Consider the following 18839-nt stretch of genomic DNA (forward strand, 5'->3'; position numbering starts at 1 on the left):
GCAGACATGACGCACATCGACCTCAACGCGGACCTCGGCGAGAGTTTCGGTCGCTGGAGCCTCGGCGACGACGAGGCGATGCTCGAGGTCGTCACCAGCGCCAACGTCGCCTGCGGCTTCCACGCCGGTGACCCGGGGGTGCTGCGCCGGGCCTGCGCCGGCGCAGCGGCCCGTGGCGTCGTGGTCGGCGCCCAGGTGGGCTACCGCGACCTGGCCGGCTTCGGCCGCCGGTTCCTCGACGTCCCACCGGCCGAGCTGGTCGACGACGTGCTCTACCAGATCGGGGCGCTGGAGGCCCTGGCCCGCGTCGAGGGCACCCGAGTGGCCTACGTCAAGCCGCACGGCGCGCTCTACAACGCGATCGTGCACCACGAGGAGCAGGCGGGCGCGGTCGTGGAGGCGGTGCGCTCCTACGACCCCGGACTCGCCGTCCTGGGGCTGCCGGGCTCGGCGTGGCTGCGACGCGCCGAGGAGGCCAGGCTGCGGATCGTCGAGGAGGCCTTCGCCGACCGGGCCTACACCCCGGAGGCCACGCTGGTCCCGCGCAGCGAGCCCGGTGCCGTCCTGCACGACCCCGACGAGATCGCCGCCCGCTGCGTCCGGCTGGCGACCGAGGGCGTCGTCGAGGCGGTGGACGGGACGCAGGTCGCGGTGCGCGCGGCCTCTCTGTGCGTCCACGGCGACAGCCCCGGCGCGGTCGCGATCGCCCAGGCGGTGCGCTCCGCGCTGGAAGGCGCGGGCGTGCGGCTGCGCCCGTTCGTCGAGGTCGAGGACTAGGGGACGGTATGCGCTGCCTGCCCTGCGGCGAGGCCGGGCTCCTGGTCGAGCTGGACGACCTGGAGCAGGTGCTGGCGCTGCACGCCGCGCTGCAGGAGGTTTCGCCGCCCGGTGTCGTCGACCTCGTGCCGGCCGCACGGACCCTGCTGCTGCAGCTCGACCCCGCGCTCACCGACCCGGGGGCGGTGGCCGAGGTGGTGCGGTCCACGACACTGCAGCCCGGTGCGGCGCCGGAGGCCGACAGCGTCGAGATCGCGGTAGTCTACGACGGCGCCGACCTGGCCGAGGTCGCCGAGCACACCGGGATGGGCCCGCGCGAGGTGGTGCGGGCGCATACCGGGCAGGAGTGGCGGGTCGCCTTCTGCGGCTTCTCCCCCGGCTTCGGCTACCTGGTAGCCCAGGACGACCGGCTCCACGTGCCGCGGCGGAGCACGCCGCGCACCCGGGTGCCGGCGGGCGCGGTCGGGCTGGCCGGGGAATTCGGCGGGATCTACCCGCGCGAGTCCCCCGGCGGCTGGCAGCTCATCGGCCGCACCGACGCGACGCTGTGGGACGTCGAGCGCGACCCGCCGGCGCTGCTCGTGCCGGGCACGCGGGTCCGCTTCGTGGAGGTCGAGGCGTGACCGGGTCGGGGGGTTCCGCGCTGGAGGTGCTGGCCGCCGGGCCCGGGACCACCGTGCAGGACCTCGGTCGCCCCGGGCTGGCGAGCCTCGGCGTCGGGCGGTCCGGCGCTGCCGACACGCCCTCGCTCCGGCTGGCGAACCGGCTCCTCGGCAACCACGAGGGGGCGGCCGCGGTCGAGGTCACCCTGGGCGGGCTGACCGTGCGCGCCGTCGGTGGTGTGCACGTCGCGCTCACCGGCGCCCCCTGCCCCTTGGCGGTGGACGGTCGCGACGCCGCGGCGAATGCGGTCCACTGGCTCCCGGACGGCGCCGAGCTCTCCCTCGGTATGCCCCCGGTCGGCCTGCGCAGCTACCTCGCCGTGCGCGGCGGTCTCGACGTGCCACCGGTCCTGGGCTCTCGCTCGCGGGACACGCTGGCGGGCCTGGGGCCGGAGCCGGTGACCGAGGGGACGGTCCTGCCGGTCGGGCCGGCGCCGCAGGCCGACCCGGTCGTGGATGCCGCGCCGGTCGACCCGCCGACCGCCGACGAGGTCGTCCTGCGGGTGCGGCTGGGCCCTCGTGACGATTGGTTCACCGACGAGGCCGTGCGCACCCTGTTCGCGCAGGCATACCGGCTCAGCTCCGACTCCGACCGGGTCGCGCCCGGCTGGAAGGCCCGGCACTCGAACGTTCCGACACGCAGGAGCTGCCGAGCGAGGGCATGGTCCTCGGCAGCCTGCAGGTCCCACCCTCGGGGCAGCCGACCATCTTCCTGGCCGACCACCCGGTCACCGGCGGCTACCCCGTCATCGGTGTGGTCGACCCCCGGGACGTGCCGCTGGCCGCGCAGGCCAGGCCGGGCCAGACCGTGCGCTTTCGCCGGTCAGCCAGCTGACCCTATCCGTAGTGGTAGCGGCAGGCGGCGATGCGGATCTCGTGCGCGGCGATCTTGTAGACGAGTCGGTGCTCGTGGGTGATGCGCCGCGACCAGTAGCCGGCGACGTCGTGCCTCAGTGCTTCCGGCTTGCCGATCCCCGCATGGCCGTTGCGCTGGATGTCCTTCAGGAGCAGGTTGATGCGTTTGAGGACCCTGCGGTCCTGCGACTGTCACCAGAGGTAGTCCTCCCAGGCGTGCTCGTCCCAGACCAGCAGCACCCTTGTCAATCCGCCTCGATCAGCCCGTGCGTCGGACCGAGGAGCGGGCCAGCCCTGACCGTGCACCTGCGCGGATGATTCGATTCTCAGGAGCGTTCCGACCCCGTCTTCTTGATCTTGATCAGATAGATCCCCGCCAGGAGGCGCCCGCCAGACTCACCACGGCCCAGGCCCAGTATCGGCTCCCACCGTCGGTGACGATGCTTATCGCGGCAAGCAGCAGCTGAACGCAGAAGCCGCCCAGGACGATGTAGGCACCGCGTCGATCTGGCGTCAAGGCTCAAAAACTCACGTCGCCGAGGCGCGCAGGTGCAGCGGGGTCGTTCACCGCCCGCGCGAGCCGCCGGGCGGTCCGCCACGTGACGAGCTCGTCGAGGAGCACGGGGCGACCCTCGGGGCCGGCCAGTGGCACCCGCCAGTTGGGGTACTCCTCGTCGGTGCCGGGCTGGTTGATGACCCGGGTGTCGCCGGCGAGGTCGCTGACGCTGACGCCGAGTAGCTTGGCCGGCGTGCGGGTGAGGAAGGCGTGCAGCGCCCGCACCTGCTCGTCGAGGTCCGCGCCCTCGCTCAGCAGGCCGCGGCGGCGCAGGTCGGCCAGCACCTCGTCGCGGGAGCGTGCCTCCTCCGCCTGCTCCTCCTCCAGGGGCCGGTCCAGCAGGCCCAGCCGGGAGCGCAGGTCGACGTGCACGCCCTGCAGGTAGCCGGCGGTCGGCGGGAGGTCGTGCGTCGTGACCGTCGCCAGGCACAGCTCGCGGTAGGCCTCGGGGTCCAGCAGCCGGCCGTCGCCGTCCCAGTCCCGCTCGAACCACAGGATCGAGGTGCCCAGGACGCCCCGCTCGCGCAGGTAGTCGCGCACCCATGGCTCCACGGTGCCGAGGTCCTCGCCGATGACGACGGCACCGGCCCGGTGCGCCTCGAGCAGCAGGATCCCGATCATCGCCTCGTGGTCGTAGCGCACGTAGGTGCCCTGGAAGGGCTCGGCCCCGTCCGGGATCCACCACAGCCGGAAGAGGCCGATGACGTGGTCCACCCGCAGCCCGCCGCTGTCGCGCAGCGCGGCGCGCACCATCTCGCGGTAGGGGGCATACCCCAGCTCGGCGAGCTTGTCCGGGCGCCACGGCGGCTGGCTCCAGTCCTGCCCGAGCTGGTTGTACTGGTCCGCGGGAGCCCCGACGGTCACGCCGCGCGCGAGCGCGTCGCCGAGCCCCCAGGCGTCGGCGCCGTCCGGGTGCACCCCGACGGCGAGGTCGGAGATCACGCCGAGCGACATCCCGGTGTCGAGCAGGTCGCGCTGCACCCGGCCGAGCTGCTCGTCGAGCACCCACTGCAACCAGCAGTGGAACTCCACCTCGGGCTCGTGCGCCTGACGGTATGCCTCGACCGCCTCCGCGCGGGCGTCCTGGAGCTCCTCGGGCCACTGCCGCCACGAGGTGCCGTGCTCCTGGCTGATCGCGCACCAGGTCGCGAAGTCGACCAGCCCCTGCCCCTCGCGCTCGACGAAGGCGTGGAACGCGCGCGCCCGCCGCAGCGACCGCGGCTGCCGGTGGATGAGCCGCAGCGCGGCCTCCTTCGCCGCCCACACCGGGTCCCGCTCCAGCGTGTCGAGCTCGAGGTAGCGCTGCGCGTCGTCGGCGTGCCACTCGATGAGCTGGCGCTGCGCCGCCGACAGGTAGGCCACCTCCGGCACGTCCTCCACCCGGATGTAGATGGGGTTGACGAAGCGGCGGCTGGTGGGCAGGTAGGGCGAGGGCTCCATCTCCCCCACCGGCTCCGCCGCGTGCAGCGGGTTGACCAGCACGAAGTCCGCGCCCATGCCCGCCGCCCAGGCCCCGGCCTCACCCAGGTCGGCGAGGTCGCCCAGGCCCCACGAGGCGGAGGAGCGCATGGCATACAGCTGCGTCATCAGACCCCAGCCCTGGGCGCCCTCACCGGCGAGCGCGTCCGGCAGCTCCAGCCGCGGCGGCGTGATGACCAACGGCATCCGCTCGGTCCCCCCGGCACCTTCGCCGTCGACCGTCACGACCACCTCGTGCCAGCCCAGCGGGAGGTCGGACGGCACCTGGAGCAGCACACGGCGCACGGGCGTCCCGCCGACGTCGCGCTGCTCGGGCTCGCCCGCCATCGCCGTGAGCCGCAGCTCCTCGCCGTCCTCGGTCCGCACCACGCCCGCCGGCTCGACGCCGGGGCGGACGTGCACGGGCACGGTCGCGTCGGTGCCCTGGGCGATCACCAGGACCGGGGGCAGCGTCCGCCGCCACTCCCGCTCCTGGGCCCGGCTCAGCTCGCGGCCGACGAAGTCACCGGAGACGTCGACACCGAGAGCGGCGAGGACCGCGACGACGGTTTCGTCGGGGACCTCGGTGTGCTGGCCCTGCCAGTCCCAGAACTCGGTGGCGATGCCGTAGCGTCCGCCAGGTGGGCGAGTGCGGGCGTGCGCTGCGTCACAGGGGTGCTGACCTCTCAGGCGGGGCGGGTTCGAGGCCAGTCTGTCAGCACTGCGGCACAGGTCCACAATGGCAGGCATGTCTGGCCTCGACCTGCCGTTCGACACCTGGGACTCGACCGTGGACTGGCTGCTCGGCGCCCCGTTGCGCGTCGTCCTCATCCTGCTGCTCGCCGTCGTGGCCCGCTGGGCCGCGCACCGCGCCATCCGCGGCGTCGTCGACGGCGCGGCGAAGCGGGCCGACGACCACGAGCGCTCCTCGCTGGAGCGCGCCTTCGACACCGCGACCGGTGCCCGCCGGGAGCGGCGGCGCCAGCGCGCCCTGACCATGGGCTCGCTGCTGCGCAGCATCGCGACCTTCGTCATCGCCACGGTGGCGCTGCTGACGATCATGGCCGAGCTCGGGATGCCGCTGGCACCGCTGCTCACCAGCGCGGGCATCGGCGGCGTGGCCATCGGCTTCGGCGCCCAGTCGCTGGTCAAGGACTTCCTGTCCGGCATCTTCATGATCATCGAGGACCAGTACGGCGTCGGCGACCTCGTCGACACCGGCGAGGCGGTGGGCACCGTCGAGGAGGTCACCCTGCGGGTCACCCGGCTGCGGGACCCCAGCGGTGTCGTGTGGTTCATCCGCAACGGCGAGATCATCCGCATCGGCAACAAGAGCCAGGGGTGGGCGGTGGCGACCATCGACATCCCGGTCGCCTACGACGAGGACCCGGCCCGGGTCATACCCCTGCTGCGGGAGGTCTCCGCGCAGGTGTATGCCGACCCCGACTGGTCGGACAAGCTGCTCGAGGAGCCCTCGGTGGCCGGGGTCGAGTCGGTCTCCGGCGGCACGATGACGCTGCGGGTCTTCGCCAAGACACGCCCCGGCGAGCAGTGGGGGGTGCCCCGCGTGATCCGCGAGCGGGCCAAGGAGCGCTTCGACGACGAGGGCGTCCGCGGACCTCGGATCTCGCCCTTCGGGGACGCCCAGGCCTGAGCGGCGGCGCCGCCCCTGTCGGTCACGCAGGACCGCGACTCCGTCCTCGTCACCACCTCGACCGGATCTCGGTGCGCCGGGCTGCTCGCACCGGCGGATCGCTGAGGACTTTGCGAGACTGGCCGCATGGCAGGGAGGCCGACGGAGGCACGGACCGGCGCCGAGGAGCTCGTGGGCGTCCACGGTGCCGGGCTGCACCGCCTCGCCGTCATGCTCACCGGCGACCAGGCCGCCGCCACCCGCCTCACCGGCCTGACTCTGGCCCACGCGCCGGGGGCACCGACGGCGCAGGACCTGCGGCAGCGGCTGGTCCGGACCTTCGTGCGCACCGCGCCCCGACGGCGTGAGCGGACGCTCCCGACCGCGACCCGCGACGCCGGGGACGTGGTGGCGCGGCTCGCGCCCCGGGCACGCGCCGCCGCGGTGCTGCGTCTCGTCGAGGGGGCCAGCATCGCCGACATCGCCACGACCCTGCGGATCGCCCCGGACCGGGTCGGTCGGCTCGTGCCGGACCAGGCGGGTGTGGGTGTGGCGCTGGAGGCGCTGGCGCACGCACACGCGCTGACCGGTGACCAGCTGCAGCAGGAGCTCGGGGACGCCGTGGCGCAGGCACCGCCGGAGCCGACGGACCGCGACCGACGGTGGTGGTGGGTCGCCGCGGCGGCCGTCCCGCTCGCCGTGCTGGGCGGGTATGCCCTCTCCCTGGACCGCGAGGACCGGACCGGGCCGGACGACGCCGCGGCACCCAGCACCAGCGTGTCGGCCGGCGCCGTCGACCTCACCGACGCCGGCTTCGAGCTGCGGGACGACGGCACGCCGCCGCGGGGCGCGGCCGGGCTGCGGCTGCAGGAGTCCGTCGTGCTCGCGGCCGGTGACGAGGTCGACGTCGAGCTGGGAGGTGACCAGGCGCTGTTCGCGACCTTCGCGGTCCTCTGGTGCGACATGCCCCCGGCGCAGGACCGCAACCTCGTGACCCCCGCCGGGATGGTCACGGTGGCGGGCGAGCGCATACCCCTGCCGTGCGCCGGGCGGGACGGGGAGCCAGCCGTCACCGAGGACCACCTCGTCACCCTGCCACCCGGCGGCCTGGCGACGGTGGTGGTCACCGGCGACCTGCCCCCCGACGGGGAGGCAGCGCTCGGCGTCTACGCCGAGGATCCCGAGGTCTTCCAGACCCCCTTCCCCAAGGGAGACCGGACGGACGCCCCGGCGGTGCCCGCGGACAGCACGGCCGTCGAGACCGAGGCAGCCGTCCCGTTCCGGATGGCGCCCTACACCCGGCGCGTGCAGGCGGTGGAGCTCGGGGCCGACACGACGATCCGCGTCTGGGCGGGCCGCACCGGCGGGGTGTCGGTGACGGTGGACGGCTCGCCGGTCACCGACGACGGCGACCTGGCCGCCTGGGCCGACGGCGAGGCCGACTGGCGCGAGCAGGACCCCGGGCTCCGGGACGGGCGGTGGACGGTCTACGCGCCGGGGCAGGAGCGGGAGTTCCCCCTCCCACCGGAGGCGCTGCCCGCTCCGGGCGGGCGGCGCGAGGCGGTCGTCGAGGTCATGGCCGAGGGCAACGGTGATCACGTGCAGGTCGTGGCGACCGACACCTCGCCGGTGGACGTCGACCTCTCGCCCGCGGCCAGGACGGAGCCACCCGACCTGCCGACCCTGGTCTCGGGGCACCGGCTCGTCGGGACGTGGGAGCTCCCGGCGGACGCGCACGCCCGGGAGCTCGAGTCCCCTCCCGCGGACCCGTCGGCGCTGGCCTGGTCACTGCTGCTCGAGGAGGCTCCCGAGAGCGCGTCGCGCTGGGCCCCCTTCGCCGGGGAGGGGCTGATCCAGCGTGGCGAGGAGGCCATCCCGGTCTACTCGATGCTCGACCCGTCCCAGGTGGTCGACGGGCTCGCGGCTCCCTGGGCCGATCCCTTCCCCCTGGACGACGCCGACGCACCGTTGCGCGCCACCGCACCCGCCACGCCCGGCCACCCGACGAGCCTGCTCGTCGGCTACGAGCCGGTGCCCTACGAGGAGTTCGACTTCGCCGCCGCGGCGGTCCCGGAGCACGTGTGGAGCGCCGGGGAGGATCCCGGCCGCTCCGACTACGGTCTGCGTGGCGACCCGCTGGAGACGCTGCGGCCGGCCGACCTCGACGAGGACGGCACGACCATGGTGGAGCTGCCCGCCGGCGGGTTCGGCGCCCGGATCAGCACCGAGGGCAAGGGCCGCATCCGTCTCCTCGTGGACGACCGCCCCGTCGACGGGCTGCAGCGCACCGACGGGTGGTGGTCGAGCTGGACCGACCAGGCGGTGACCTCGGAAACACCGCTCAACTACTCCTACGGCGGCACGATCGAGACGCGGCTGACCGTGGTCGTCGAGGACTACGAAGACTTCACGATCGAGCTGGTACGGATGTGACGCCGGTGGCCGGCGTGCTGAGCAGCCGACCGCGCGAGGTCGTCATCAGTCCTGCGAGAGGATCAGCGCGGCATACGGACCGACGCTGACCAGCGCGCTGTCCCCGCGACCGTCCCACGGGCGCGGTTCGGTGTCGGTGTCGTGCGCGTGGACAGACCCCAGCCCAGGGCCGTAGGTCGGGGCGTCGGTGTTGCAGCGGACCCGCCACCGGCCGCGCGCGGCAGCCCGAGACGCACGTCGCGCCGGGGGTGGGTGGTGAGGTTGACGACGACCACGACGTCGTCGCCCGGACCTCCCCGGTCCCAGCGGTGGTAGGCGAGCAGCCCGTCGTCCGCGTGCAGGACGTGGGTATGCCTGCCCCGCAGCCCCCCGGTGGTGCCGGCCGTGTCGCGGCGCAGCAGGACCAGCTGCCGGACGAGGTGGAGGAAGCCGGCCCGGTGGTGGGCCTTGGACCAGTCGACCGGGCGGGTGTCGGTGAACCAGCCGTCCTCCAGCACGTCCTGGCCCTGGAAGAGCATGGGGATCCCGGGGGCGGTCAGGGTGAGGACCAGCCCGAGGGCGGTGCGGGTGCGGGAGTGCCACGAGTCCGCCTGCCCGGGCATGATCTGCTCGGGCACCCGGGCGCGGCCGTTGGCCACCTCGTCGTGCGACTCGGTGTAGACCACCCGCTCGTGCAGGGGACCGCCCTGCCCCAGGACCGCGGCGGCGACGGCCCGGACGTCGCGGGCGCCGTCGTCGACCGCCTCCAGCGCACCCCGGACCGCGTGCACGAAACCGGCGTCCCACTGGCTGTGGAAGCCCAGACCGCCCTCCTGCGGGGACCGGGTGACCGCGAGGTCGCGCTGCATGTCCTCGGCGACCAGCAGCTTCCACGGCTGGCGCGAGCGCAGGTCGCTGGTGAGCGCGGCCAGGTAGCGGTCGCCGGCCGCGATGTGGTGCGCGGGATCGCGCACGTCGCCCCAGCGCGAGCGCACGAAGTTGGTGCCGTCGAAGCGCAGGCCGTCGACCCGGAAGTCCTCCATCCACATGACGGCCGAGTCGCGCAGGAAGTTGCGCACCGCCTTGCGGTCGTAGTTGGGCCGGGTCGCGCCCCAGGGCGTGAGCGCCCGCCGGTCGTTGTAGAAGAACGCACCGCCGTAGCGGCGGCGCCCGGCGGCGCCGTCGAAGCGCCACAGGTGGGGACCGTCCGGACCCACGTGGTTGTGCACGACGTCCAGGAGCACCGCGATGCCCCGCGCGTGGGCCTCGCGCACGAAGCGCGCGAAGGCCCACGGCCCGCCGTAGCTGGACTCGATGGCATACAGCTGGGAGGGGTTGTAGCCCCAGCTCGTCCCGGAGGCGAACTCGAAAGGCGGCATCACCTCGACCGCGGTGACCCCGAGCCAGGCGAGGTGGTCGAGCCGCCCGATGGCGGTGTCGAAGGTGCCGGGGCCCTCGGCCGTGGCGGCGAAGGTCGGCACGTGCAGCTCGTAGACGACGAGGTCGTCCCACCCCGGTGCCCGGAAGTGCTCTCCTCCCCAGTCGATCCGCCGCGGGTCGAAGACGACCGAGGCCCCCCGCGCACCGGTGACCTGCCGGGCGCACGGGTCTTGTCGCGAGAGGTAGGGGCCGCCACGGCGCACGAGGAAGCGGTAGTGGCTGCCCGGGCCGGCCCCCGGCACGAAGGCGGACCAGGTGCCGGAGCGGTGGTGGTCCTTCGCGAGGACGGTGCGCCGCCGCTGGTCCCAGCCGCAGAAGTCGCCCACCACCGCGACCTGCCGCGCCTGGGGTGCCCACACGCGGAAGGTCACGCCGTCGTCGTGCGGGACCGCGCCCATACCGGGGTAGGACGAGGATCTGGCCGGCACGGGTCCGAGCCTAGAGGCCGGTGCCGACAACCCGGGAACCGGCGAGGCCCTGCTGCGGCGTCGTCCGGGGCCGTCCGGGTTTGGCACCATGGACGGGTGACCCAGCCCTCCCCCGACGTCCCCACCACCGTCTACGCGCGGGTCGGTGGCCACGACACCTTCGTCGTCCTGGTGCGCGAGTTCTACCGCGGCGTCGCCCAGGACCCGCCGCTGCGCGACCTCTACCCCGAGGAGGACCTCGGCCCGGCCGAGGTCCGGCTGCGGATGTTCCTCGAGCAGTACTGGGGCGGCCCCACGACCTACTCCGAGCAGCGCGGCCACCCGCGGCTGCGTATGCGCCACCACCCGTTCCGCGTCACGCCCGCGCAGCGGGACCGCTGGCTGCACCACATGAACACCGCGCTCGACACCGTCAGCGACCGGATGAGCGCCCTGGACGAGCAGCAGATGCGCGCCTACATGGCGCACGCCGCGCAGGCGATGGTCAACACCCTCGCCGAGGACTGACCGGCCGCACGGTCGGTCGAGTTGCGCGGGCGGGGGCGCGGCAACATAGCGTTGCGCAGCGTGACCGCCTCCCCCTCGACGCACGCCCCCACGACCCACGCCCCCACGACCCACGACTCGCCCTGGTGGCGCCACGCCGTCATCTACCAGGTCTACCCCCGCAGCTTCGCCGACCACGACGGCGACGGGGTCGGTGACCTCCCGGGCATCACCTCCCGGTTGCCGTACCTCGCCGAGCTGGGCGTGGACGCGATCTGGATCAGCCCGTTCTACCTCTCCCCCATGGCCGACGCGGGGTATGACGTCGCGGACTACCGAGACATCGACCCGGTCTTCGGCACCCTGGACGACGCCGACAGCCTCATCGCCACGGCCCACGACCTGGGGCTGCGGGTGCTCGTCGACCTCGTGCCCAACCACACGAGCGACGAGCACCTGTGGTTCGAGGAGGCCGTGGCGGCCGCCCCGGGGAGCCCCGAGCGCGAGCGCTTCATCTTCCGCGACGGCCGCGGCGACGGCAGCGAGCCCCCCAACAACTGGAAGAGCATCTTCGGCGGGATCGCCTGGACCCGGGTCACCGAGGCCGACGGCCAGCCCGGCCAGTGGTACCTCCACCTCTTCGACACCAAGCAGCCCGACCTCAACTGGCACAACCCCGAGGTCGTCGAGGAGTTCCACGACATCCTGCGCTTCTGGCTGGACCGGGGCGTCGACGGCTTCCGGGTCGACGTCGCGCACTCGCTGGTCAAGGACCCGGAGCTGCCGGACTGGGAGCAGCGGGCCGTCATGGCCGGCGCCGACGACGAGCCGCTGGTGCACGGGGACCTGGGCCCGATGTGGGACCAGGACGGGGTGCACGAGGTCTACCGCGGGTGGCGCCGGGTGCTGGACTCCTACAACCCCGAGGGCGACCCGGCGCGGGACCGCATCCTGTGCGCCGAGGCCTGGCTGCCCACGCAGGAGCGCACGATGGCCTACGTCCGGGAGGACGAGATGCACCAGGCCTTCAACTTCCACTACCTCCAGGCGCCGTGGCGCGCGACCGACCAGCGCCGGATCATCGAGACCTCGCTGGTCGCCGCCGAGGAGGTCGGCGCACCCACGACCTGGGTGCTCTCCAACCACGACGTGGTCCGGCACGCCTCCCGGATGGGCCTGCCGGTCGGGTCGCCCCGCCCCAACGGCATCGGCGTCGACGACCCGCAGCCCAACGCCGTCCTCGGGCTGCGCCGGGCCCGCGCCGCGACCGCGATGATGCTCGCCCTGCCGGGGTCGGCCTACCTCTACAACGGCGAGGAACTGGGCCTGCCGGACCACACGGCGCTGCCGGACGGCGTGCGCCAGGACCCCGCCTTCCACCGGACGCAGGGCGAGGAAACCGGCCGCGACGGCTGCCGCATACCGCTGCCGTGGGTCGCGGACCAGCCGTCCTTCGGCTTCGGGACCGGCGACGTCACTGACGCAGAGCCGTGGCTGCCGCAGCCGCTGCTCTACGGCCCGCTGTCGGTCGACCGGCAGGAGGGCGTCGCCGGGTCCACGCTCGAGCTCTACCGCACGCTGCTGCGGCTCCGGCGCGAGCACGACCTCGGCGTCGGCGGACTCGAGTGGGTCACCGACCTCGGGGGTATGCCTCTGCCCGACGACGTCGTCGCGTTCACCAACGCCCGCGCCGACGGGCCGCCGGTCACCGTGGTCACCAACCTCGGCGACGACCCGGTGATAGTCCCCGAGGACCGCGACGTGCTGGTCTGCAGCGGCTTCCTGCACACCGGTGCCGACGGCCAGCGGCTGCTGCAGCGGGACACCACGGTCTGGCTGGCATGAGCATCGGTCGGCAGGCCCGGCGCGAGGGCTGAGGCGGCCGAGCAACCGATCCGCACCCCCAGCCGGTTCATCCAGGAGAGCACCCGAGCGAAGGGATGGACATGGTGCGTGAACCCGAAGGTTCCGCGAGTCGTGACCCAGCGCTCGCCGGCCCTGCTGCGCACCGCGTGGATGTTGACCGGCGACGCGCACACGGCCGAGGACCTGCTGCAGACCGCCCTGGCACGGGCGTGGCCGCACTGGTCCCGGATCCACGACCAGCACCCGGAGGCCTACGTGCGCCGGGTGATGGTGCGGACCAACGCGAGCTGGTGGTCCCGGCGGTGGCGCGGCGAGCGGCCGACCGAGGACCTCGCCAGGGCAGCCGCCGGTGCCGGGGACCGCGACGTGCGCCCGGCGCGTCCGGAGACCGACGACCCGCAGCGGGGCATACCGGACCGGCTGGACCTGGCCCGCGCCCTGCGCGCGCTGCCCGTGCGGCAGCGTCAGTGCGTCGTCCTGCGGCACTTCGAGGACCTGTCGGTTGCGGACACGGCACGGGCCATGGGGTGCTCGGAAGGCACCGTCAAGAGCCAGACAGCCAAGGCGCTCGCGAGTCTGCGCACCGCCGTCGAGCGGGAGGAGAACGTGCGATGACGACCACCGACCAGCTCAGCCAGCAGCTCAAGGCACTGCCGCCGGACCTGCCCGACGAGGCCGACCGCCTCGGCCAGATCGGGCAGCGGGTGGTCCGACGACGTCGCCGCACCGCCGCCGTGACCGCAGCGGGGGCCCTCGCGGTCGTCCTCGCAGGCTGGGGCGTGACCCAGGTGATCCCCGGCGACCCCGGTCCGACCGGCCCGGCGGGGAGCGTGGAGACCACCAGCCCCGGGTTCGAGTTCAGCAACCGCTCCCCGGGGACCGTCCTCGGCTCCACAGCGCTCGCCGAGCCGACGACCTTCACCGGCTCAGGCGTGCAGGAGGTCGACCTCGCCGGCATCAGCCGGCCCGAGGGCACCGAGGCGCTGCGGCTGCGCGTCGACTGCGAGGGCGACGCCCTGGCGATGTGGCCCTTCCGGGCTGCGACGATCGGCTGCCGACCCGTCGACGATCTCCCGGAGCAGGCCTACCAGGAGTTCCCGCGGTCCTTCCTCGTGCCGGTCGAGCAGGCCGACGGCGCCTTCACCATCCAGGTCACCGATGAGGCCTCCTGGGAGCTGGTGGTGGAGCCGGTGGAGGTGGACCAGATCCCGTTCGGCGTCAACGAGCGCGGCCAGACCTACGGCGTGGCCAGCCCGATGGGCGAGCCGGACCTCGTGGAGGTGCGCGGCGAGGACATGGTCGGCGGGTACGTCGAGGCCAGCCGCCTCGAGAAGCTCGCCGGGGCGACCCCGGAGACGCTGGAGGAGCTCGAGCGCTGGCGCGAGGTGGAGCGGGAGCCGCTGGAGATCCCGACCTACTCCTCCGACGGCGTCACCGTGAAGGGCCGCCTCGAGATCCAGGTGCCTGTCGAGCGGCGCTGAGGCCTGGCTAGCGTGCAGCCTATGCGGACGATCGGGCTGCTGGGCGGCATGAGCTGGGAGTCGAGCGCGGAGTACTACCGCCTCCTCAACGAGGGCGTCCGGGACAGGTTGGGTGGTCTGCACTCCGCCCGCCTGGTCCTGGCGTCGGTGGACTTCGCGCAGGTCGAGGCCATGCAGGTCGCCGGCGACTGGGAGGCCGCGGGCCGGCTGCTCGCCGCCGAGGCGCGCGGCGTCGAGGCGGCCGGTGCGGACCTGCTGCTCATCTGCACCAACACCATGCACAAGGTGGCCGACCAGGTGCAGGCGGCCGTAGGCATACCGCTGCTGCACCTGGCGGACGCCACCGCGCGGGCCGTGCAGGGCGCCGGGATCGAGCGGGTCGGGCTGCTCGGCACAGCCTTCACGATGGAGCAGGACTTCTACACCGGGCGGCTCGCCGACCACGGCCTGGACGTGCTCGTGCCGGACGCGCCGGACCGCGAGCTGGTGCACCGCGTCATCTACGACGAGCTCTGCCTGGGCGTCGTGCGCGAGGAGTCGCGGCAGGCCTACCAGCGGGGCGTCGCCGACCTCGTCGAGCGCGGGGCGCGGGGCGTGATCCTCGGCTGCACCGAGATCGAGCTGCTGCTCGGGGCCGACGACGTCGACGTGCCCGTCTTCGCCACGACCGCGCTGCACGTCGAGGCTGCCCTGGACGCCGCGCTGGGGTAGCCCTGTGCGCAGTGGTGCGTCACACCCGTTGCTGGGAGCACGGATGTGACGCACGGTCCTGCACCACCATCGGCACGTATGCCCTCAGCCGGGCCGCTTCCTCTCGCCCCCGGGCGCCTTCTCCCGCACCACCTCGACCTCGGTGATGCGCAGCCCCTCCAGCCCGACCACGGTGAGCCGCACGTCGTCGAGCGCGACGCTGTCACCCTCCTCCGCGAGCCGCCCCAGCCGGTCCAGGACCAGCCCGGCGACCGTTTCGTAGGAGCCGTGCGGCAGCGCCAGCCCGAGCGCGTCCTCCAGCTCCTCGACGATGAGGCTTCCCGACACGACGGCCCGCCCCCCGGCGCGGACGAGCGAGTCCTCCGGGTCGCGGTCGGTGTCGTACTCGTCGTAGATCTCCCCGACGACCTCCTCGACGAGGTCCTCGATGGTGACGATGCCCTCGGTGCCGCCGTGCTCGTCGACCACGAGCGCCAGGTGCTGCTGCTCGGCGCGCAGCAGCGCGAGCGTGGCCAGCACCGGCTTGGTGACCGGCAGCGCGGTGATCTCGCGGACGACCTCGCGGACCTTCCGCTGCTCGCGCTCGGCCTCGGGCAGGGTCAGCAGGTCCCGGATGTGCACGAAGCCGAGCACGTCGTCGACGCCCTGGTCGGTGACCGGGTAGCGGCTGTGCCCGCTGTCGCGCACCGGCCCGACGACCTCGCGACGGTGGCGTCCGCGGCGAGGAACTGCACGTCCGGACGCGGGCGGAGCACGTCGCCGAGGGTGCGCTCGGCCGCGCGGAAGACGTCGGAGAGGATCTCGCGGCTGTAGGGCCGCAGGTCGCGGTTGTCCTCGACGGTCCGCCGCAGCTCCTCGATCGTCATCTCCTCGCTGGTCGCGTCCGGGTCGCCGCCGAGCAGCCGCACCACGAGGTTGGTCGAGACCGAGAGGAACCAGATGACCGGCCGGAGCAGCGTCGCGAAGAACCCGAGCGGCGGCGCCAGCGCGCGGGTGAACCCGGCCGAGCGCTGCATCGCCAGCCGCTTCGGCGCGAGCTCACCCAGCACCAGGGACAGGTAGGCGATCACGAGGGTCATCGCGACCAGGGCGACCGGGTCCGCGACCGATTCGGGCATACCCAGGCGCTGCAGCCAGGCCGACACCGACGGTGAGATCGTCGCGCCGCCGAAGGCCGAGGAGAAGAAGCCGGCGACGGTGACCCCGACCTGGACGGCGGAGAGGAAGGTGTTGGGGTCGCGCACCAGCTCGGCGATCCGCGCGCCCCGCTCGCCGGAGCGCTCGATGTCGTCGACCTGCGAGGGTCGCAGCGACACGATCGCCATCTCGGTCGCCGCGAAGACGCCCCCGACGAGCACGAAGAGCAGCACCAGCGCGATGTTGGTCAGCAGGGCGGCATCCATGCGGTCAGGGTATGCCGCGCGGCCGGCCCCAGGTCCGCTCGGGCCAACGTCGGGGTAGCACGACCTCCATCGGGAAGTATGCCGATGAAGGTCGTGCTAGGCCGCGGTCAGTCCCGGGGGGAGAGCGCGTCCAGCTCGCGCGGCAGGTCGCGCATCCCGATGAGCGGTGAGAGCAGCACCGGCAGCGAGGCCAGGACGCACAGGACCGCGAAGATCCACAGCGTCGGGATCACACCCAGCTCGCGGCCGAGCACGCCGCCGAGGAAGGCGCCGATGGGCATCGGGCCCCACACGAGGAAGCGGATCGAGGCGTTCATCCGGCCCAGCAGCGGCTTGGGGCAGAGCCGCTGGCGGAAGCTGACCTGCACGACGTTGTAGACGACGACCGCCCAGGAGATGAGCAGGTTGCCGACGAGCAGCGTCGGCACCGGCGGCAGGATCGAGGCGAGCGGCACGCTGAGCAGCGCGATGCCCCCGAGGAGCGAGGCGAACGGGATGGAGCGTCCCTCCCCGACGAGCCGGCCGAACCACCCCGACGTCACCGCGCCGAGGATGCCCCCGACCGCCCCCAGCGAGAGCACCAGCCCCAGGGTGGTCTCGGAGAAGCCCAGCGTGGTGACGGTATACAGCACGAAGAGCGCGAAGATGCCGCTGGAGGAGAAGTTGGTGAGCCCGGTGCAGGCCACGATGCGCCGCAGCAGCGGGTGGCCGAGCACGAAGCCCAGACCCTCCTTGATCTCGGTGGCCAGCGGGCGCCGCGCCGCGGGGTCGGGCGCCGGCTCCTCGTGCTGGATCCGGCTGACGAAGAGCGAGGACAGTCCCATGCAGACCGAGGTGACCGCGATGGTGAGCGGCGAGCCGAACCAGCGGACGAGGACCGAGGCCGCGGCCGGCCCGACGACGAACGCCGCCTGCTGGCTGGCCTGCAGCTTGCCGTTGCCGTCGCTGATCTGGTCACCGTCGACGATCTCGGGCAGGTAGGACTGGTTCGCGACGTCGAAGAAGACGGTGATGCAGCCGACCCCGAAGGCCACGACGTAGACCTGCCACATCGTCAGCGCGTCCAGCAGCCACGCCACCGGCAGGGTGAGCAGCAGCGCGGCCCGCGACAGGTCGCCGAGCACGAGCACCCGCTTCTTGCGCCACCGGTCGACCCAGGCCCCGGCGGGCAGCCCGATGAGCAGGAAGGCCAGCGACTCCAGCGCCGCGAGCAGGCCCATCTCGAAGGCGTCCGCCCCGAGCAGCTGCACCGCCATGAGCGGCATCGCGAAGCCCACGAACTGCGCCCCGAAGACCGAGACGGTGTCGCCCATCCAGAGCTGGCGGAAGTCGTGGTGGCGCCAGAGGCTGCCGGGTCGGGGCGAGGTCACGCCGATGATCCTGCGGCAAGTGATTGAGTTCTGTCAATCACTTTTGCGTAGGATGCCGGCATGGCGGCTGGCGACTCCTGGCTCTACATCGTGACCGACATCGAGGTCGACGGGCCCTGGCCCGGGCCCAACTCGATGCGCTCCTTCGCCAGCGTCGCGGTCCGCGAGACCGGCGAGGAGGTCGACACCTTCGAGGCGGTGCTCGAGCCGCTGCCGGGCGCCGCGCCCGACCCCGACACGCTCGCGTGGTTCCAGGGGCACCCCGAGGCCTGGGCCGCGTGCACCACCGACCCGGAGCCGGTGCCGGAGGTCATGGCCCGCTGGGTCGACTGGGTCGCGGCACTCCCCCGTCCGCGGGCCTTCGCCGCCTCCCCGATCGCCCTCGACGGCCCGTGGATCGACCTCTACCTGCGGCGCTTCACCCGCTACGGCCTCACCATGGGTCCCTACGAGACCGAGACCCTCTTCGACCACGGCGCGCTCTGCCTGCGCAGCTACGCCGCCGCCGTCCTCGGCCGCCCGGTCGGCGAGATCTCGCCGCACACGCTGCCGGCGGACTGGCTCGGCGACGTTGCGCATACCCATCGCGCCATCGACGACGCCCGGGGGTATGCCCATCTCCTCGGCGAGCTCATGCGCCGCTCCGGGGCGGTCCGGTGACCCCGGCGCGCCAGGACCCCACGTCGGCGTCGGGCACCCCGGCGCCGGAGCCCTTCGACGCCACCGACGCCGAGGCCCGCGCCCTGGCCTCCGGGCTGCGGCTGCGGATGCTGCGCCTGGCCCTGGACGAGCCGCTCACCAACCGGGAGATCGCCGACGCCCTCGGGCTCAACCCCGCCACGTGTCTGCACCACGTCCGCACCCTCGTCGACACCGGCTTTCTCGAGGCGCTGGAGCCGCGGCGCGGACGGCGCGGCGCGCGGGAGATCCCCTACCGCGCCACCGGCCGTTCCTGGTATGCCCGAACCCCGGCCATCTCTCATAGCATGGTCGAGGCCTTCGTCGCCGAGCTCGGGCAGGTGCCCGCGGACCGCGCCGACGTCACGCTGACCCGCCTCCGACTCAGGCTGCCACCGGAGGAGCTGGCGGACTTCCGCCGCCGGCTCGCCGAGCTGGTCGACGAGTTCCACGGCCGGCCGCGGGACCCCAGCGCCGAGCGTGGTCGTTCTTCCTCGCCCTCCACCCGGAGGCCCTGAGCGCCCAGCCCGGCGACTGACGGCCTGACCCGGACCGGTCGGCCTCCGGCCGGCCCACGGATCTGGACATCGGTTTCCGGGGCGGGGGCACCACTTCCCGATGTC

At 73.6% G+C, this 18839-nt stretch carries 16 protein-coding genes and 2 pseudogenes; 12 read left to right on the forward strand and 6 right to left on the reverse strand.

The features are described from left to right. Nucleotides 1–6 precede the first annotated feature (6 nt). The 3 genes and pseudogenes from BJF80_RS15540 (at nt 7) to BJF80_RS15550 (ending at nt 2274) form a co-directional block, all read left to right on the forward strand. Nucleotides 7–777 carry a LamB/YcsF family protein gene (locus BJF80_RS15540; protein ID WP_075814960.1) on the forward strand — a complete coding sequence of 257 codons (771 nt, stop codon included), beginning with the start codon at nt 7–9 and terminating at the stop codon, nt 775–777. 8 nt (nt 778–785) lie between these two features. Further along, nucleotides 786–1400, forward strand: a complete 615-nt coding sequence (gene pxpB, locus BJF80_RS15545) for a 5-oxoprolinase subunit PxpB (protein ID WP_075814962.1) — start codon at nt 786–788, stop codon at nt 1398–1400. Nucleotides 1401–1453: 53 nt separating this feature from the next. Further along, nucleotides 1454–2274 (forward strand): annotated as a pseudogene (locus BJF80_RS15550) (5-oxoprolinase subunit C family protein). Nucleotides 2275–2276: 2 nt separating this feature from the next. Here the strand turns inward: BJF80_RS15550 and BJF80_RS15555 are convergent. After that, a pseudogene (locus BJF80_RS15555) lies at nt 2277–2534 on the reverse strand (Txe/YoeB family addiction module toxin). 280 nt (nt 2535–2814) lie between these two features. After that, nucleotides 2815–5058 (reverse strand): 4-alpha-glucanotransferase, encoded by a 2244-nt coding sequence (gene malQ, locus BJF80_RS15560; protein WP_083673733.1) that lies wholly within the window; start codon nt 5056–5058, stop codon nt 2815–2817. On the opposite strand from malQ, the gene BJF80_RS15565 reads away from it, so the two are divergent. Both BJF80_RS15565 and BJF80_RS15570 read left to right on the forward strand, forming a co-directional pair. Then, nucleotides 5057–5962: a mechanosensitive ion channel family protein gene (locus BJF80_RS15565; RefSeq protein WP_075815040.1), complete on the forward strand. Its 906-nt coding sequence runs from the start codon at nt 5057–5059 to the stop codon at nt 5960–5962. The two genes, malQ and BJF80_RS15565, sit on opposite strands and share 2 nt — an antisense overlap. A 126-nt stretch (nt 5963–6088) precedes the next feature. Beyond that, nucleotides 6089–8374, forward strand: coding sequence for a hypothetical protein (locus BJF80_RS15570; protein ID WP_075814964.1), 2286 nt, complete (start codon nt 6089–6091; stop codon nt 8372–8374). A gap of 62 nt (nt 8375–8436) precedes the next feature. On the opposite strand, the gene BJF80_RS15575 is transcribed toward BJF80_RS15570, so the two are convergent. Further along, complete coding sequence (locus BJF80_RS15575; protein ID WP_158068552.1) at nt 8437–10221, reverse strand: alpha-amylase family glycosyl hydrolase; 1785 nt, start codon at nt 10219–10221, stop codon at nt 8437–8439. 96 nt (nt 10222–10317) lie between these two features. Here BJF80_RS15575 and BJF80_RS15580 point away from each other — a divergent pair, with 96 nt between their 5' ends. The 5 genes from BJF80_RS15580 to BJF80_RS15600 all read left to right on the forward strand — a co-directional run bounded on the left by BJF80_RS15580 (nt 10318) and on the right by BJF80_RS15600 (nt 14765). Further along, complete coding sequence (locus BJF80_RS15580; protein ID WP_075814966.1) at nt 10318–10728, forward strand: globin; 411 nt, start codon at nt 10318–10320, stop codon at nt 10726–10728. 60 nt (nt 10729–10788) lie between these two features. Next, nucleotides 10789–12552, forward strand: a complete 1764-nt coding sequence (locus BJF80_RS15585; RefSeq protein ID WP_075814968.1) for a glycoside hydrolase family 13 protein — start codon at nt 10789–10791, stop codon at nt 12550–12552. Between the two features lie 132 nt (nt 12553–12684). After that, a complete protein-coding gene (locus BJF80_RS15590) occupies nt 12685–13188 on the forward strand; it encodes a SigE family RNA polymerase sigma factor (protein ID WP_237767660.1) in 504 nt (167 codons plus the stop codon). Further along, a complete protein-coding gene (locus BJF80_RS15595; RefSeq protein ID WP_075814972.1) occupies nt 13185–14054 on the forward strand; it encodes a hypothetical protein in 870 nt (289 codons plus the stop codon). The genes BJF80_RS15590 and BJF80_RS15595 overlap by 4 nt, the downstream gene beginning before the upstream one ends. A 21-nt stretch (nt 14055–14075) precedes the next feature. Further along, on the forward strand, nt 14076–14765 hold the full coding sequence (locus BJF80_RS15600; RefSeq protein ID WP_075814974.1) for an aspartate/glutamate racemase family protein: 690 nt from the start codon (nt 14076–14078) through the stop codon (nt 14763–14765). An 84-nt stretch (nt 14766–14849) separates the two neighbouring features. Here BJF80_RS15600 and BJF80_RS21310 read toward each other — a convergent pair whose 3' ends face one another. The 3 genes from BJF80_RS21310 to BJF80_RS15610 all read right to left on the reverse strand — a co-directional run bounded on the left by BJF80_RS21310 (nt 14850) and on the right by BJF80_RS15610 (nt 17538). Next, entirely contained in the window at nt 14850–15452 is a 603-nt protein-coding gene (locus tag BJF80_RS21310; RefSeq protein WP_321166426.1) for a transporter associated domain-containing protein, read from the reverse strand. Beyond that, on the reverse strand, nt 15365–16168 hold the full coding sequence (locus tag BJF80_RS21315) for a hemolysin family protein (RefSeq protein WP_321166427.1): 804 nt from the start codon (nt 16166–16168) through the stop codon (nt 15365–15367). The genes BJF80_RS21310 and BJF80_RS21315 overlap by 88 nt, the downstream gene beginning before the upstream one ends. Before the next feature lie 107 nt (nt 16169–16275). Continuing rightward, nucleotides 16276–17538 (reverse strand): MFS transporter, encoded by a 1263-nt coding sequence (locus BJF80_RS15610; protein WP_075814976.1) that lies wholly within the window; start codon nt 17536–17538, stop codon nt 16276–16278. A 60-nt stretch (nt 17539–17598) separates the two neighbouring features. Between BJF80_RS15610 and BJF80_RS15615 the strand changes: the two genes are divergently transcribed. Beyond that, on the forward strand, nt 17599–18198 hold the full coding sequence (locus BJF80_RS15615; protein ID WP_075814978.1) for a hypothetical protein: 600 nt from the start codon (nt 17599–17601) through the stop codon (nt 18196–18198). Beyond that, complete coding sequence (locus BJF80_RS15620) at nt 18195–18734, forward strand: winged helix-turn-helix domain-containing protein (RefSeq protein ID WP_237767661.1); 540 nt, start codon at nt 18195–18197, stop codon at nt 18732–18734. Before BJF80_RS15615 ends, BJF80_RS15620 begins: the two co-directional genes overlap by 4 nt. Nucleotides 18735–18839: the final 105 nt, after the last annotated feature.

This window comes from Serinicoccus sp. CUA-874, from assembly GCF_001942225.1.
GTDB classification, from domain to species: domain Bacteria; phylum Actinomycetota; class Actinomycetes; order Actinomycetales; family Dermatophilaceae; genus Ornithinicoccus; species Ornithinicoccus marinus.